Source organism: Actinosynnema sp. NPDC023794 (assembly GCF_040639675.1).
GTDB lineage: Bacteria > Actinomycetota > Actinomycetes > Mycobacteriales > Pseudonocardiaceae > Actinosynnema > Actinosynnema luteola.
The window spans coordinates 253,589-267,986 of record NZ_JBFAFR010000003.1 but is presented as its reverse complement, the minus strand read 5'-3'; the positions used below and the strand labels follow the sequence as shown (position 1 = coordinate 267,986).

The following is a 14,398-nucleotide window of genomic DNA, read 5'->3' as shown; positions in this document are numbered from 1 at the left end:
GCCGACCGTCCGAGCCCGAACGAAGTGTGACGGGAGTGCTGTGGACGCGTCGTCGTGTGCGCGTGACGCTGCGGACCTGGCCGGTCGGGTGCTCGGCGCACTGCGGGGCAGCGGTGGGGTGAACCTGGCCGCCTTCCTCGAGTCGTGCGCCGACCCGACCGCCGGGCTCGGCGCGGTCCGGCTGGTCGGTGCGGACGTCTTCCTGCCTCACGTGGTGCTCAACCGCCCGCTGGACGCCCAGGACGTCGAGGTCGTCACCGCGTCACTCGCGGTCTTCCCGCCGGTGACGGAGCCGGCCGCGCCGGAGCAGCGGGTGATGGCCTGGCACGACTGGTCCACCGCCCGCCTGCTCGCCCGCGTCACGGGCGACACGGCCCTCGCGACGCCCGACGACCCGGCCGGCGTGCTGGGTCCGCCGGGGGAGTGGGCGCGGTGGTCGGTCGCGGTGGCCCAGCTGTCGTCGTTGGCCCACCCCGGCGCGACCGGTCCCGTGGTGGACGCGGTCGTGGCGCAGCCGTTGGCCCTGTGCCGGGGCGTGCTGCGAACCGTGCTGCGGCGCGACTTCGCCACCGCCGGCCGCCTGACCCGCTGGGTCGCGTTCGTGCACGCCGCGGGCGTCCGACTGCCGTTCAGCCCGCCGATGCTGGTCGAGCACGTCGCGATGCGGGTCGGCTCGGAGCCCCGGCGGCTGCTCGACCTGGCGGTCGCCCGCCACCTGGTGGGTGAGCCATGACCACCGTGGTCCACATCGCCCACGACGTCACGGCGGGAGCCCTCGGCTGGTTGCACGCCCACCGCGAGCTGGGCGCGTTCGAGGACGACGCCACCGCGGACCTCAACGACCCGAACGGGGTCTACAAGTCGTTGTGCGAGCTGGCGCTGGTGTCGTCGCTCGTGCTGCGCGAGGGCGTGGCCGGCACGGCGGAGCAGGCGGCGGCGCGCGAGCTGCTGGAGTTCTCCTGGGGGCAGTTGCGCGACGGCGACCTGCTCTACGAACGCCAACTGCGGCACGCCCTGCTCACCGACCCGGTGGAGACCTACGTCCACCACGCCCGCAGCGGCTTCCGCCACGAGCCGCTGGAGCAGGTGCTCAGGGAGGGCTCGGCCGCGGACTCCCTGACCGAGGTGCTGCCCAACCGGAGGCTGGGCGTGGCCAACGCCCACCGCGTGGTGGGCATCCACCGCGACGACGACCTCCTGGCGATGCTCCGGCAGACGTGGCTGGGTCGCACGCCGCAGCCCTGGGCGCTGGACTGGTACACCGCCTACCACCTGACGCACGCCGTCTTCCACTTCACCGACTGGGGCGGGATGCCGGACGCCCTGCCGCCCGACGTGGTCGAGTACCTGGAGAACTGGCTCCCGGTGTGGGTCGACGTGTGGGCGGAAGCGGGGCAGTGGGACCTGCTCGGCGAGCTGCTGATCGTGAGCGCGTGCCTGCCCGAGCCGCGCTGCGACCTGGCCGAGTGGCGGCTGTTCGCGAAGGCCCAGCACCCCGACGGGTTCGTGCCGCGCGACACCGACCCGGTCGTCGACGACCCGCGCAAGCGGTTCCACGACCACCAGCACACCGCCGTGGTGGCCGCCGTCGCGGGCACGCTGGCCATGTCCCGGCTGCTCGGCAGCCGCACGTGAGGGACCTGGTCGAGCACCTGCCGGCCGCCGCGCCCGACGCCACGGGCGTGGCGGTCGCGCTGCGCCAGGGCGATCAGGAGCTGGTGCTGGTCGGCGGCACGACCGGTCGGCAGGCGTGCTCGCCCGTCACCGCCCACACCCGCTTCGAGCTGGGCTCGCTGACCAAGACGTTCACCGGCCTGCTGCTCGCCGAGATGGCCGACCGGGGCGAGGTGGACCTCGTCGACCCCGTCCGACGTCACCTGCCGCCCGGCTCGGCGCCCTTCCTGCGCCCCGACGTCACCCTGGAGCGCCTGGCCACCCACACGTCCGGCCTGCCCCGCCTCCCGCCCGGCCTGCTGCGGCGGGCGGCGCCGCGCTGGCGCACCAACCCCTACCGCGACTTCGACGCCGCCGACTTCGCCGCCGCGCTGCGCCGCACCCGCTCCCGGGCGCCCGGCCGTTACCGCTACTCGAACTTCGGCGGCGCGCTGCTCGGTGAGGCCCTGTCCCGCGCGGCGGGCCGGCCCTACGCCGAACTGCTGGCCGAACGCGTGCTGCGCCCGCTGCGCCTGACCGACACGGACTGCTCCACGTCCGCGCAGGTCACCGGGTACCTGCGCGGACGTCCCAGGCCACCGTGGGAGATACCCGGCATGCCCGCCGCCGGGGCCCTGCGCTCGTCGGCGCTCGACCTGCTGCGCTACCTGACCGCCCACCTGCCGCCGTTCACCGGGCCGCTGGGCCACGCCGTCGCCGAAGCCGGCAGGCCGCGGGCATCGGCCGGTGACCACGACGTGTGCCTGGTGTGGAACCTGCGCCGCCGATCGGGCCGCGAACTGCTGTTCCACTCCGGCGCCACGCGCGGCTGCACGGCGTTCGCCGCCTTCAGCCCCACCACGTCGACCGCTCTCGCCGCCGTGGCCAACGCCGGCCCGACCACGGGCGGCACGTTCGTGCAACGCGCCTACGAGGCAGCCTGGTCACTGGTCGAGCGCGCCGCGTGTCGAACCTCCAGGCCCCTCGTGTCGAACACCCAGGACCCCTGAACCCACCACTCAGGACAAAGCCCGGACCCGGTCGAGCCGGGCCAGCCACCGGGCGGCGGTCTCGTCGTCGGCGGCGAACTCGCCGAAGCGGTCCGGTTCCGGGGCGTTCGCGGGCACGGGCAGGAAGCCGTTCACCGGCCGCGAGGAGTCTCCGGTCACGTCACCGTCCATCAGCGACAACGTGGCCAGGCCGCACGCGAAGTCCAACTCCGGCAACGCGCCCGCCAACGCCAACCCGGCCGCCATCCCGACGGACGTCTCCACCGCCGACGACACCACGCACGGCAGCCCGCACGCCTCCGCCACGGCCAACGCCCGCCGCACACCGCCCAGCGGCGCGACCTTGATCACCGCGACGTCCGCCGCACCGGCCACCGCCACCTTCAACGGGTCCTCCGCCCGCCGGATCGACTCGTCCGCCGCGATCCGCACGTCGACCCGCCGCCGCACCGCCGCCAACTCCTCGATCGACGGGCACGGCTGCTCGACGTACTCCAAGCCCCGGGCCGCCCGTTCCAGCTCGCGGATCGCGCGCACGGCCGTCTCCACGTCCCACGCCATGTTCGCGTCCACCCGGACGGCTCCGGACGGCCCGAGCGCGTCCCGCACCGCCTCGACGCGCGCCAGGTCGTCGGCGAGCGGCGTGCCCGGATCGGCCACCTTCACCTTCGCCGTGGCGCAGCCCGAACGGGCGACGATCTCGTGCGCGCGCTCCGGGGAGACGACGGGAACCGTGCAGTTGACCGGGATCTCGGAGCGGACCGGCGCGGGCCAGCCCCGCTCGGCGGCCTCCAGCGCGCACGCCAACCACGGCGCGCACTCGTCGTCGGAGTAGTCGAGGAACGCGCAGAACTCACCCCACCCGGCGGGCCCCTCCAGCAGCACGCCCTCGCGCACCGTGATGCCGCGGAACCGGTTGCGCATCGGGATCGAGTAGACCAGCACCGGACGAGCTTAGAGCGGGTCCAGCGCGGCGACCCGGCGCAGTGCGGAGCCCGTGAGCTCCGGGTCCAGTTCCTCCACGACGATCCGCAACGCCGACTCGAACTGGTCGAGGCGACGGTCCAGTTCGGCCAGCTCACGGGTCGGCTCGGCGATCGCGGCGGCCAGGCCCGGCCGGTTCTCCGTCCGCCGCAACGCCTCCCGCACGGGTTGGCTGTCCCGCAACGCCAGCAACGCCCGCCACAGCAGCCGTTCCACCTGCGCGACCCACCGTGCGTCCAGGTCGCGCATGGCGTCGAAGTGGGCGCACAAGCGGCCGGCGCGGCGGCGTTGGCCGGGATCGGTGAACTGCTCGCAGTGCACGACGTCCCGCGCGCCGGCCGCCAGCACGACGTCCCACCCGGTCGGCCGCGCCCAGACCCGTTTCCCCCTCGCGGCACGGCGGATCGCGTCGAGGTCGGCCCCGGGCCGCCACATCCACCACCGGGGTAACGGCGCCACGCGGGTCACGTCAGCGGACCGCGGGGGAGGTGGAGCCGCAGGCGCGGCCGTGCGTGGACTCGCAGCCGGACGACGCGCGCCGCGGGAACTTCATCGGGATCACGAGTCCTTCATAGCGTTCCTCGCCCGGCCCGCAAAATCCCCGGGCTGCCCCGCCCCGACCCGGTCAGGTGGAGATCGAAGTCCGCTCAGCCGACCTCGGGCAGCTTCGGGCCGAGCAGGTCGTCCGCGTCCACGATCTTGTACGCGTAACCCTGCTCCGCCAGGAACCGCTGCCGGTGCGCCGCGTAGTCGGTGTCCAACGTGTCCCGCGACACGACCGAGTAGAAGTGCGCCTGCCGCCCGTCGCCCTTGGGCCGCAACAACCGGCCCAGCCGCTGCGCCTCCTCCTGCCGCGACCCGAACGTCCCCGACACCTGCACGGCCACCGACGCCTCGGGCAGGTCGATGGAGAAGTTCGCCACCTTCGACACCACCAACGTCCGCAGCTCGCCGCGCCGGAACCGGTCGAACAGCTCCTCGCGCTCCTTGTTCTTCGTCGAACCCTGGATGATCGGCGCGTCCAGCGCCTCGCCGAGCGACTCCAGCTGGTCCAGGTACGCCCCGATCACCAACGTCGGCTCGTCGGGGTGCCGCTCCAGGATCGCCTTCACCACCGGCAGCTTCGTCCGGGCCGTGGAGCACAGCTTGTAGCGCTCCTCCGCCTCGGCCGTCGCGTACTCCAGCCGCTCGTTGTCGGTCAGCGTCACCCGCACCTCGACGCACTCGGCGGGCGCGATCCAGCCCTGCGCCTCGATGTCCCGCCACGGCACGTCGTACCGCTTCGGCCCGATCAGCGAGAACACGTCGCCCTCCTGGCCGTCCTCGCGCACGAGCGTCGCGGTCAGGCCGAGCCGGCGGCGCGACTGGAGGTCGGCCGTCATCCGGAACACCGGCGCGGGCAGCAGGTGCACCTCGTCGTAGACGATCAGGCCCCAGTCCCGCGAGTCGAACAGCTCCAGGTGCTTGTACTCGCCCTTCGACTTGCGGGTGATCACCTGGTAGGTCGCGATCGTGACCGGCCGGATCTCCTTGCGCTCGCCGGAGTACTCGCCGATCTCGTCCTCGGTCAACGACGTCCGGGCGACCAGCTCCCGCTTCCACTGCCGACCGGCCACGGTGTTGGTGACCAGGATCAACGTGGTCGCGCCCGCCTCGGCCATCGCCGCCGCGCCGACCAGCGTCTTGCCCGCGCCGCACGGCAGCACGACCACGCCCGAACCGCCCGCCCAGAACGCCTGCGCGGCCCGGCGCTGGTAGTCGCGCAGCTCCCAGCCGTCCTCGACCAGGTCGATCGGGTGGGCCTCGCCGTCGACGTACCCGGCCAGGTCCTCCGCCGGCCAGCCGATCTTGAGCAGCAGCTGCTTGAGCCGGCCGCGTTCGCTCGGGTGCACGACCACCGTGTCGTCGTCGACCCGCGCGCCCAACATCGGCTTGACCTTCTTGTGCCGGAGGACCTCCTCCAGCACGGCGCGGTCCAGCGAGTTCAGCACCAGGCCGTGCGCGGGGTGGTTGGCCAGCTGGAGCCGGCCGAACCGGCCCATCGTGTCGACCACGTCCACCAGCAACGGCTGCGGCACGGGGTAGCGGGAGAACCGGACCAGCGCGTCGACCACCTGCTCGGCGTCGTGCCCGGCGGCACGCGCGTTCCACAGCGCCAGCGGCGTGATGCGGTAGGTGTGGACGTGCTCGGGGGCGCGTTCGAGCTCGGCGAACGGCGCGATGGCGGTGCGCGCGTCGTCCGACAGCGGGTGCTCGACCTCCAGCAGCAAGGTCTTGTCCGACTGGACGATCAAAGGGCCGTCGGTCACGGGTGCGCGCTCCTGTCGCTTGGTGTCCTTCAAGTGTGCATACCGCGTGCAAGTCGAAAGCGGACAGTACGCGCACGTGCACGCAACGCTTACGGACTCGGTTCGGTAAAGCCGTGTACGCCCTTGTGACGCAGCCGATAGCGTCCCTCCGCCCCACCACGCCCCCTTCGGCGTGGACGTAAGGGGCCCTCCCCGGATGAACGAAGGTTTTCATGAGCACGGACATGCCCGCGTCCGCACCGCAGTACCAGGGCGGCCCCCAGCAGGGCGCTCCGCAGTACCAGAACGCTCCGCAGCCGCAGCAGATTCCGCCGGCGCCGAAGAAGAAGGGCATCGTCGCCAGGGTCCTCACCGCGATCATCGGTCTCGCGGTGGCCGGCGGCGTCTACTACGGCATCAACTACCTCACCAGCGACGCGGCCCAGTCCAAGGCGGGTGACTGCGCCAGCGTGACCGGCCCGCGCACCAGCCCGGAGTTCAAGACCGTCGACTGCGGCTCGTCCGAGGCGAACTACACCATCGGCAAGGCGCTGGAACTCAACCAGTCGTGCGGCAGCGACTCCTACGAGGAGTACACCGAGACCGCCAGCCGCGGCCCGGACACGAAGCTCTGCCTGGTGCCCATCCTGGTCGAGGGCACCTGCTACGACATGGAGACCGCCACGCAGGCGGACTACAAGGCCGTCGACTGCGGCGCGCCCGGAGCGGTCAAGCTGGTCAAGCTCGTGAAGGGCAGCGACGACGAGAGCGTCTGCGCCGACAGCACGCCGTTCACCGTCCCCGAGCCGAAGACGACGTTCTGCCTGGCGGCCGCCGAGAACGCCTGATCCACCTCGCGGGTGCGCGTGGCGCTACCTTCTGGGGCGTCACGCGCACCCGTCCAGCGAGGATGATCATGAGCAACGAGCCGAGTCGACCCGCCGACGACGACGCGCCGACCGGGGCCGCCGGCGATCCCGCCGCCCATCCCGACGTGCCGCCCGCCGACGCCGAGCGCATCGCGGCCTCGCGGGACGCCGCCGCGTCGGCCGACGACCGGGAGCTCGCCGAGCCCGCCTCCCGGGCGGACGGGACCGGCGAGCCCGGCGGCGGTGGCCGGAAGATCCTCATCGGCGTGCTGGTCGTGCTGCTGATCGGCATCGTCGTCTACGGCGTGCGCTACCTCACCAGCGATCCCGCCAACGCCGAGGTCGGCGACTGCGTCAGCGTGGCCGCCGAGGCCGACAACCGGGCCGAGGTCGACACCCTGGACTGCTCGGCCGACGAGGCCTCGTACAAGGTGGGCAAGGTCCTCGAGGCGACCGACGCCACCTGCCCCGAGGACGGTCTCTACACCGAGATCGTCCCGGCCGCCCGCGTCGGCGACGGCTACAAGCTGTGCCTGCTGCCCAACATGGCCGAGGGCGCCTGCTACAAGCCCGACGAGGGCACCGGGTTCGTCAAGACCGGGTGCACCGGCCCCGAGACCATCAAGGTGATCAAGGTCATCGAGGGCTCCGCGGACCTGGAGGCCTGCCCCGACGGCGCGGGCATGGCCTACCCGGAGCCGCCCGTCACGTACTGCCTGGCGCCTGCCGAGATGTGACGGCCGCCGAGAGGTGACGCCGTCCGGGACCCGGCCACTGGCGGGTGAACCCGCTCAACCCGGCGCGCGACCGTGCCGATGCCCTGTTCCATGCGGAAGATCGGGTTGGGCATCGGGGTGGTCGCGGTCGTGGTGGCGGGCGCGTTCGCGTTCACGCTGCTCACCGGCGGGCCCGAGGGCGCCCGGCCGGGTGTCTGCGCGCACATCGAGAAGGCCGAGAAGGGCGCCAGGTACCGGCCTCTCGACTGCGCGGCCCACGACGCCAACGTGCGGGTCGCCAAGGTCGTCGACGAGGCCTCGCAGTGCCCCACGGGCGGCGCGCCGTACACGGTCCTCACCCTCGCGGAGACGTTGTGCCTGATCCCCAACTTCGTGCAGGGCTCCTGCTACCAGGGCGACCGCGAGTCGGGGATGAAGAAGGTCGACTGCACGACCGCCCAGTCGATCCGGGTGGCGAGCGTGGCCCGTGAGCCGGTGGAGTGCCCGAACGGCCAGAAGTTGACCTACGTGGAGCCCGTCGTCACGTTCTGCCTGGTCCGCGCCTCCGACAAGGGCTGAAATCGCTGCGCCCACGCGACGCGCGAGGGTACGTTCCGCTCGTTGTACGTCGAGAGGAACGCCAGGTGACCACGCCACCCGACCAGCCGCCCCACGGCTTCCCACCACCCCAGCAGCCCGGCTGGGGCCCGCCGTCGTCGCCGCAGGGCTTCCCGGCCCCACCGCCCGGCGGGCAGCCGTACCAGCCGCAGCCCCACCCGCAGCCGGGTTACCCGCAGGACCCCGGTCACCCGCAGTCGGGCCCCGCCTACCAGCCGATGCCCGGCTACCAGGACCAGCCGCCCCAGTACGCGCAGCCCCAGCACCCCGACCAGGCCCAGTACCCGGGTCAGGCCCCCTACGCGGGCCAGGCCGGCCGACCAGGCCAGTTCGGGCAGCAGCCGGGTCAGTTCGGGCAGCCGGGTCAGCCCGGTTACCCGCAGCAGTTCCCGCCCCCATCCGCCAAGGGCACGTCCCGCGGTGCGAAAGCGCTGGTCGCGGTGGTGGTGCTGGGCATCGTGGGCGTCGTCGTCGCGGGCATCATCGCGAACGTCACCGGCCCGTCGGGCGCCGAGGCGGGCGACTGCATCAAGGTCATCTCCGCCTCCGTCACGGACGCCGACGTCGAGAAGATCGAGTGCTCGTCGCCCGAGGCGGCCTTCAAGGTCGCCGCCAACCTGGACAGCAGCGCCGACTCCTGCCCCGACGGCGACTACGCCGAGTACTCCGACAGTGGCGGTCGGCGCAGCAACGGCTTCAAGTTGTGCCTGATGCTCAACGCCGCCGAGGGCGACTGCTTCAAGGAGGAGAGCTCGATTGTCGCGGCCAAAACCACCAAGGTGACCTGCGATTCGAGCGCTTCGTACAAGGTGGGCAAGGTCGTTCAGGGTCGCGCGGACGAGAACGAGTGCGAGAGTGGCGACACCGTGACCGTTTACTCACAGCCCGCTACGACGATCTGCTTGACGGAAGCCTGATCCGACCACGCGTCGTGACGCGTTCGCCACCGGACCGAGTTCCAACCGACGCGGAAAATCGAAAAAAGGGGGCCTTCCCGCAATGGGAAGGCCCCCTATCGCACCGGTTTCGCTGACAGCGAGTCAGTTGGTGGTTCCAGGCGGCAACAACCCGCCGACGTCCAACCGCTCCTGCAGCACCTCTTCGGTGTCCATCATGTCGGCGACGCGCTGCAACCGGACCGGGTTGAGCGACAGCGGGAACGTGCCGACGGACACCAGCGCCGCGGTCTGCTGGTCGACGTCCATGTAGCCGGTCAGCGCGTTCTGCACGGACAGCTTGTCGTTCGACGCCGCCTCCTGCGCGTCCCGCAGGACCTGCCGGAACAGGGCCAGCGTGCGCGGGTTGCCCTCGGCGAACTTCTTGCTCGACGCGTACCCGGACATGGGGAAGTCCTTGGTCGGGCCGACCGCGGTGTCGGTGAGGATGCGCGCGCCGGCGCCCGCCTGGGCCTGCGTGATGTACGGCTCGGTCATCCACGCCGCGTCGACCTGCTTGGCCTGCATCGCGGTGACCATCTGCTCGAACGGCATCTCGGACGGCCTGATCCGCTGCTTCTCCACGCCCGCCGTCTTCAGCACGGCCTTCGTGGTCAGCGCGCCGACGTCACCGGCCGACGGCACGGCGATGCGCGGGTTGGGCAGCTTGCCGGGGCTGTCGTAGCTCGGGTCGAGCGTGACCAGCGCCATGGTGTTCGCGCCCGCCTGGTAGGCCTCGCCCTGCAGCTGCAGCTGGATGCCGTCGGCGTAGCTGCGGAACAGCGTGACGTGCGTCGCCCAGGTCAGGTCCAGCGTGGTGTCGAGCTGCTCGACGCCCTCGAGCTCGTTGTTCAGCGGCACCAGCTGCACCTGCAGCCCGGCCTTCTCGAACAGCTTGTTGTTGAACGCGAGCCGCAGCGGCGCCACGTCCACCACCGGCAGCACGCCGATGCGCAGTGTGTTGCGTTCCACGTCGGGGCGGCTGTTCCCGTCGGTGCCGGGGATCAGTCCGCACGCCGTCAAGGTGGCGGCACAAGCGAACAACGCTGCCGCACGTCGCAGAACACGCGCTGGGGTAGGCATGGCACCTCTCGCCGGGATGACCTCGAGAGCGGGGTCTTTTGATCAACGAATTTGTCGACGCACTTGTCGATGCCCGGGATGGTAACCACCCAGAGGTATGAAACGACAGCCCTGCTCCGATACGGTGAGTGCTTCCGGAGGCTTCCCCGGAGCTGGGGTCGAGCACTACGCTCCCCGGCTGGTGGCACAGGTCGTCGCAGACCGTCGTGTCCCCGCGCGGGGTGGGGGTGACTAGCCGGCACCACCGCTCCTGTGCTGCAATTCGGCCCGAATTCGAGTCCATGCTTCGGTCCGCGGGGGAGAGGCCGGAACCACTGCTGCCGGAAGAGGAAGCCCAGGGTGGCCCGTCGAGAGAGAGGTCCCAGCCAGTCAGGCGTGGGGATTACACCGCGCTCCGAAAGGCCCGGAACGGGTGACGGACTGGCTGCGCTGAGTGATGGAACTGTGACCGAGCAAACGGGGCCGACGACGACGGGTTCGACCGCGGCCGGACGGGTCCAGCCGACCCGCACGGCCGGCTGGCGCCTGCGCAACTGGCGGCTGCCCACCAAGCTGACGGCCGTCCTGCTGATCCCGACCATCGCCGCGGTCGCGCTCGGCGGCCTGCGCGTGAACTCGGACCTCGCCGACGCGGCCGACCTCAACCGGCTCGCGAACCAGATCCAGCTGGAGTCGGCGGTCGCCGACCTGGTGCAGCAGTTGCAGCGCGAGCGCGACCTGAGCGCGAGCCACGTGGCGTCGGGCAAGCAGCTCGACCGCGTGGTCCTCGACCGCCAGCTGCGCCGCGTCGAGGACACCGTCCAGGCCCTCAACGCCAAGATCGTGGACCTCAGCGCCGACCTCGACGACGACGTGGTGACCAGGTTCCGCCGGGCGTCCAGCCAGCTCAACCGGCTCAACAGCCTCCGCAACGCGGTCCGCGAGACGCAGTACCCGTCCGACGCCGTGATGCGCACCTACTCCGAGTCCGTGGAGAGCCTCCTCGACCTCGGCGAGCAGGCCATCGCGGGCATCAACGAGCCCGAGCTCGTGCGGCTGCACCTGGCGACCAACGCGATCGCCCGCATCAAGGAGCAGGAGTCGCGCAAGCGCGGCATCATGCTCGACGTCTTCCAGCGCGGCCAGTTCGGCCCGGGCCAGGAACGCCAGCTGCTGGCCGCGAACGCCGAGCTGGACGCGGCCCGCAACGACTTCCGCAAGTCCGCCACGGCCGACCAGGCGAAGATCTACGACGACACCGTCACGGGTCTGATCGTCGACACCGCGAACGACATGCAGGAGACGGCGCTGAACCTGGCCGCCGCCGACAAGCCGATGACGTCGCTGCGCCCGGAGAAGTGGGACATCGCGTCCACGCTGACCGTGAACCTCACCCGGGACGTGGAGAACCTGCTGCTGGAGCAGCTGCAGAACCGCACCGACGAGCTGACCGGCGTGGCCCGCGCCGCGGCGTTCCGCGACTCCGGCATCGTGCTGGGCGCGTTGCTGCTGGCCCTGGTCATGGCGCTGTTCGTGGCCCGCTCGATCCTCAACCCGCTGCGCACGCTGCGCCGCACCGCGCTCGCGGTGGCCGACCACGGCCTGCCCGAGGCGGTCAACCGGATCCTGGCCGACCCGAACCCGCAGGAAGCGGCGAAGACGGCCATCGCGCCGGTGCCGATCACCACCCGCGAAGAGGTCGGCCAGGTGGCCCGGGCGTTCGACGCGGTGCACGGCGAGGCCGTGCGGCTGGCCGCCGAGCAGGCCCTGCTGCGCGACAACGTCAACTCGATGTTCGTCAACCTGTCCCGCCGCTCGCAGGCCCTGGTCGAGCGCCAGCTGAACCTGATCGACCGGCTCGAGCAGGACGAGCAGGACCCCGACCAGCTGGCCAGCCTGTTCGAGCTGGACCACCTCGCCACCCGCATGCGGCGCAACAGCGAGAACCTGCTGGTCCTGTCCGGCACGGACCTGTCCCGGCGGCTGACCCGCCCGGTCCCGGCGGCCGAGGTGCTCGGCGCCGCGGTGTCCGAGGTCGAGCAGTACGCCCGCGTGCAGGTCGGCCAGACCCCCGAGCTCACCGTCCAGGGCCGCGCGGTCAACGACCTCGTGCACCTGATCGCGGAGCTGCTGGACAACGCCACCGCGTTCTCCGACCCGGTGACGAAGGTCACCGTGCGCACCGCCCGCACCCGCAAGGGCGAGCTGGCGATCGAGATCCAGGACCGCGGCGTCGGCATGGGCGAGCAGGAGATCAACGACGCCAACGTGCGGCTGGCCGACCCGCCGGACGTGGACGTCGCGGTGTCCCGCCGGATGGGCCTGTACGTGGTCGCGCGGCTGGCCAAGCGGCACGACATCAAGGTGCGGCTGCGGTCGAACGAGGACATCGAGGGCGGCACCACCGCGCTCGTGCTCGTGCCCGACACGCTGGTCGCCTCGCCCGGCTCGATGGGCTCCCCGATGGGCGCCGAGCCCGCCTCGGCGTTCGGCGACTCCGGTTACGCGGACTCCGGGTTCGGAGACTCCGCCGGCTTCGGAGACTCCGGGTTCGGCACGACGGCGCAGCGCGCGTCCGGCATCGCCGGCGCGTTCGGCACCGGCACGGTGTCCCGCCTGGACGACGACGCGAGCTTCCCGAGCATGCCGCGCGTCGAGGACGAGCCGGCGTTCCCGGTGAGCTTCGTGCAGGGCCAGGGCGAGCAGGACCCGGCCCGCGTGCCCGCCTTCGGCGAGGCGCCGGCGTTCGGGCAGGCGCCCGAGGAGACCCCCGCCGAGGTGTCGCAGTCGTGGATGCGGCCCGCGGACGAGCGCGACGTGGAGCGGGAGCCGGAGGGCTCGTTCGGCGAGCCGACCCTGTTCACCGCCTACGAGGACCGCTCCGAGCACGACGCTGACTACGAGCACGGCTTCGAGACCACCCAGTTCGCGCCGCTGGACAGCGGCTTCCTCATCGAGCCCGAGCCCGCACCGGAGCCCGAGCCCGCGCACCGCAACGGCTCGGCCCCGCAGGCCGCGCCCGCGGCCAGGGAGATCGATCGCGACTTGGACGCGCCGACCGAGCGGCTGCCGATCTACGAGGCGGTCCTCTCCCAGTGGTTCCAGGCCGTGGGCAGCGAGACGTCGGCGGCGACCGCGCAGGCGGTGCCACCGGCGCCGGCCGCCGAGCCGGAGCAGGCCGCGCCCGCCGAGTCGGCGCTGCCGACCCGCAGGCCGCGCCCGATCCCGCCGGTCGCGCCGACCACGTCCGCCGACCCGCTGCCGTCGCGCGGCCTGCTCGATTCGGGCCAGAACGCCCAGCCCAAGCGCGAGCCGGAGGGCGGTGCGCTGCCCCGGCGGGGCGAAGCGACGACCGATCGCGCCGAGGGCACTAGTCTGACCGAGGGCGGGCTGCCCAAGCGGCGGCCCGGATCGCCCAACAACCTGCCCAAGCGCGCCGCGGAGGTGTCCCGCGTGACCGAGCCCGAACCGGTCGCCGAACCCGAGCCGGCCGCACCCGCCGCCGAGGCGGTGTGGGAGTCCCCCGCCGACGAGGGTTGGCAGGCGGCACAGGCCTTGCTGAACAAGGCGCCCGAGACCACGACACAAGCGGGTTTGCCCAAGCGGGTGCCCAAGGCTCAACTTGTGCCGGGATCCGCCGCACCGAAGCCGACGGCCTCGGAGCGGCAACCGCAGCGGCCCCCGCTGCCACCACGATCGGCTGACGCGATCCGTGGACGCATGTCGAGTCTTCAGCAGGGCGTCCGTCGAGGGCGACACGCTTTGATCGACGCTTACGCTGGTGACATGTCGAGCCGGCAAGACGAGGAGCAGGAGTGACGACCGCAGCTCAGCCAGGCAGCTTTGGTTGGCTTATCACCGACTTCGTGCGCCGGGTTCCCGGTGTGGCACATTCCGTGGTCGTGTCGGCGGACGGGCTGTTGCTCGCCGGCTCGCAGGGCCTGCCCCGCGACCGCGCGGAACAGCTGTCCGCCGTGGCATCCGGGCTCGTCAGCCTCACGGCGGGCGCGGCGCGGTGCTTCGAGGCGGGCACGGTCAACCAGACCGTGGTCGAGATGGAACGGGGCTACCTGTTCCTGATGTCGATCAGCGACGGGTCGTGCCTCGCGGTGCTCGCGGCCCCGAACTGCGACATCGGCCTCGTCGCGTACGAGATGACGTTGCTGGTCGAGCGCGTCGGCCAGCAGCTCACCCCGGAGCTGCGCGCGCAGCTCCAGGGCGTGGTTCGGCGGTAGATCCTCATGAGATCGTGGGGGTGAAGGT

Annotated in this window: 13 protein-coding genes; 9 read left to right on the top strand and 4 right to left on the bottom strand. The window is 72.1% G+C overall.

Annotated features, from left to right (window positions below):
* Positions 1-40 precede the first annotated feature (40 nt).
* The 3 genes from AB0H12_RS09835 to AB0H12_RS09825 are packed head-to-tail and all read left to right on the top strand — an operon-like array spanning position 41 to position 2,663.
* Complete coding sequence (locus AB0H12_RS09835) at positions 41-733, top strand: hypothetical protein (protein ID WP_499622200.1); 693 nt, start codon at positions 41-43, stop codon at positions 731-733.
* Positions 730-1,635: a DUF6895 family protein gene (locus AB0H12_RS09830; protein ID WP_499622198.1), complete on the top strand. Its 906-nt coding sequence runs from the start codon at positions 730-732 to the stop codon at positions 1,633-1,635. The genes AB0H12_RS09835 and AB0H12_RS09830 overlap by 4 nt, the downstream gene beginning before the upstream one ends.
* Complete coding sequence (locus AB0H12_RS09825; RefSeq protein ID WP_499622197.1) at positions 1,632-2,663, top strand: serine hydrolase domain-containing protein; 1,032 nt, start codon at positions 1,632-1,634, stop codon at positions 2,661-2,663. Before AB0H12_RS09830 ends, AB0H12_RS09825 begins: the two co-directional genes overlap by 4 nt.
* A 9-nt stretch (positions 2,664-2,672) precedes the next feature.
* Here AB0H12_RS09825 and AB0H12_RS09820 read toward each other — a convergent pair whose 3' ends face one another.
* The 3 genes from AB0H12_RS09820 to AB0H12_RS09810 form a co-directional block, all read right to left on the bottom strand.
* A complete protein-coding gene (locus tag AB0H12_RS09820) occupies positions 2,673-3,608 on the bottom strand; it encodes an o-succinylbenzoate synthase (RefSeq protein WP_499622196.1) in 936 nt (311 codons plus the stop codon).
* 9 nt (positions 3,609-3,617) lie between these two features.
* Positions 3,618-4,106, bottom strand: a complete 489-nt coding sequence (locus AB0H12_RS09815; protein WP_499622195.1) for a hypothetical protein — start codon at positions 4,104-4,106, stop codon at positions 3,618-3,620.
* 188 nt (positions 4,107-4,294) lie between these two features.
* Positions 4,295-5,956, bottom strand: a complete 1,662-nt coding sequence (locus AB0H12_RS09810; protein WP_499622194.1) for a DNA repair helicase XPB — start codon at positions 5,954-5,956, stop codon at positions 4,295-4,297.
* A 212-nt stretch (positions 5,957-6,168) separates the two neighbouring features.
* Between AB0H12_RS09810 and AB0H12_RS09805 the strand changes: the two genes are divergently transcribed.
* From AB0H12_RS09805 to AB0H12_RS09790, 4 genes are all read left to right on the top strand, one after another.
* Positions 6,169-6,783, top strand: a complete 615-nt coding sequence (locus AB0H12_RS09805; protein ID WP_499622193.1) for an LppU/SCO3897 family protein — start codon at positions 6,169-6,171, stop codon at positions 6,781-6,783.
* 68 nt (positions 6,784-6,851) lie between these two features.
* A complete protein-coding gene (locus tag AB0H12_RS09800; protein ID WP_499622192.1) occupies positions 6,852-7,541 on the top strand; it encodes an LppU/SCO3897 family protein in 690 nt (229 codons plus the stop codon).
* A 90-nt stretch (positions 7,542-7,631) separates the two neighbouring features.
* Complete coding sequence (locus tag AB0H12_RS09795) at positions 7,632-8,099, top strand: LppU/SCO3897 family protein (RefSeq protein WP_499622191.1); 468 nt, start codon at positions 7,632-7,634, stop codon at positions 8,097-8,099.
* Between the two features lie 65 nt (positions 8,100-8,164).
* A complete protein-coding gene (locus tag AB0H12_RS09790) occupies positions 8,165-9,055 on the top strand; it encodes an LppU/SCO3897 family protein (RefSeq protein ID WP_499622190.1) in 891 nt (296 codons plus the stop codon).
* Positions 9,056-9,178: 123 nt separating this feature from the next.
* Here the strand turns inward: AB0H12_RS09790 and AB0H12_RS09785 are convergent, their stop codons facing one another.
* Entirely contained in the window at positions 9,179-10,045 is an 867-nt protein-coding gene (locus AB0H12_RS09785) for an ABC transporter substrate-binding protein (protein WP_499622189.1), read from the bottom strand.
* A 555-nt stretch (positions 10,046-10,600) separates the two neighbouring features.
* Here AB0H12_RS09785 and AB0H12_RS09780 point away from each other — a divergent pair.
* A complete protein-coding gene (locus AB0H12_RS09780; protein WP_499622187.1) occupies positions 10,601-13,954 on the top strand; it encodes a sensor histidine kinase in 3,354 nt (1,117 codons plus the stop codon).
* A complete protein-coding gene (locus AB0H12_RS09775; RefSeq protein WP_033442969.1) occupies positions 13,951-14,370 on the top strand; it encodes a roadblock/LC7 domain-containing protein in 420 nt (139 codons plus the stop codon). The genes AB0H12_RS09780 and AB0H12_RS09775 overlap by 4 nt, the downstream gene beginning before the upstream one ends.
* The last annotated feature ends 28 nt before the right edge of the window (positions 14,371-14,398 follow it).

Excerpts from the sequence above, each read along its gene's own strand:
- AB0H12_RS09800 (WP_499622192.1), top strand. The coding sequence starts at position 6,852 with ATGAGCAACGAGCCGAGTCGACCCGCCGACGACGACGCGCCGACCGGG.
- AB0H12_RS09805 (WP_499622193.1), top strand. The coding sequence starts at position 6,169 with ATGAGCACGGACATGCCCGCGTCCGCACCGCAGTACCAGGGCGGCCCC.
- AB0H12_RS09830 (WP_499622198.1), top strand. The coding sequence starts at position 730 with ATGACCACCGTGGTCCACATCGCCCACGACGTCACGGCGGGAGCCCTC.
- AB0H12_RS09795 (WP_499622191.1), top strand. The coding sequence starts at position 7,632 with ATGCGGAAGATCGGGTTGGGCATCGGGGTGGTCGCGGTCGTGGTGGCG.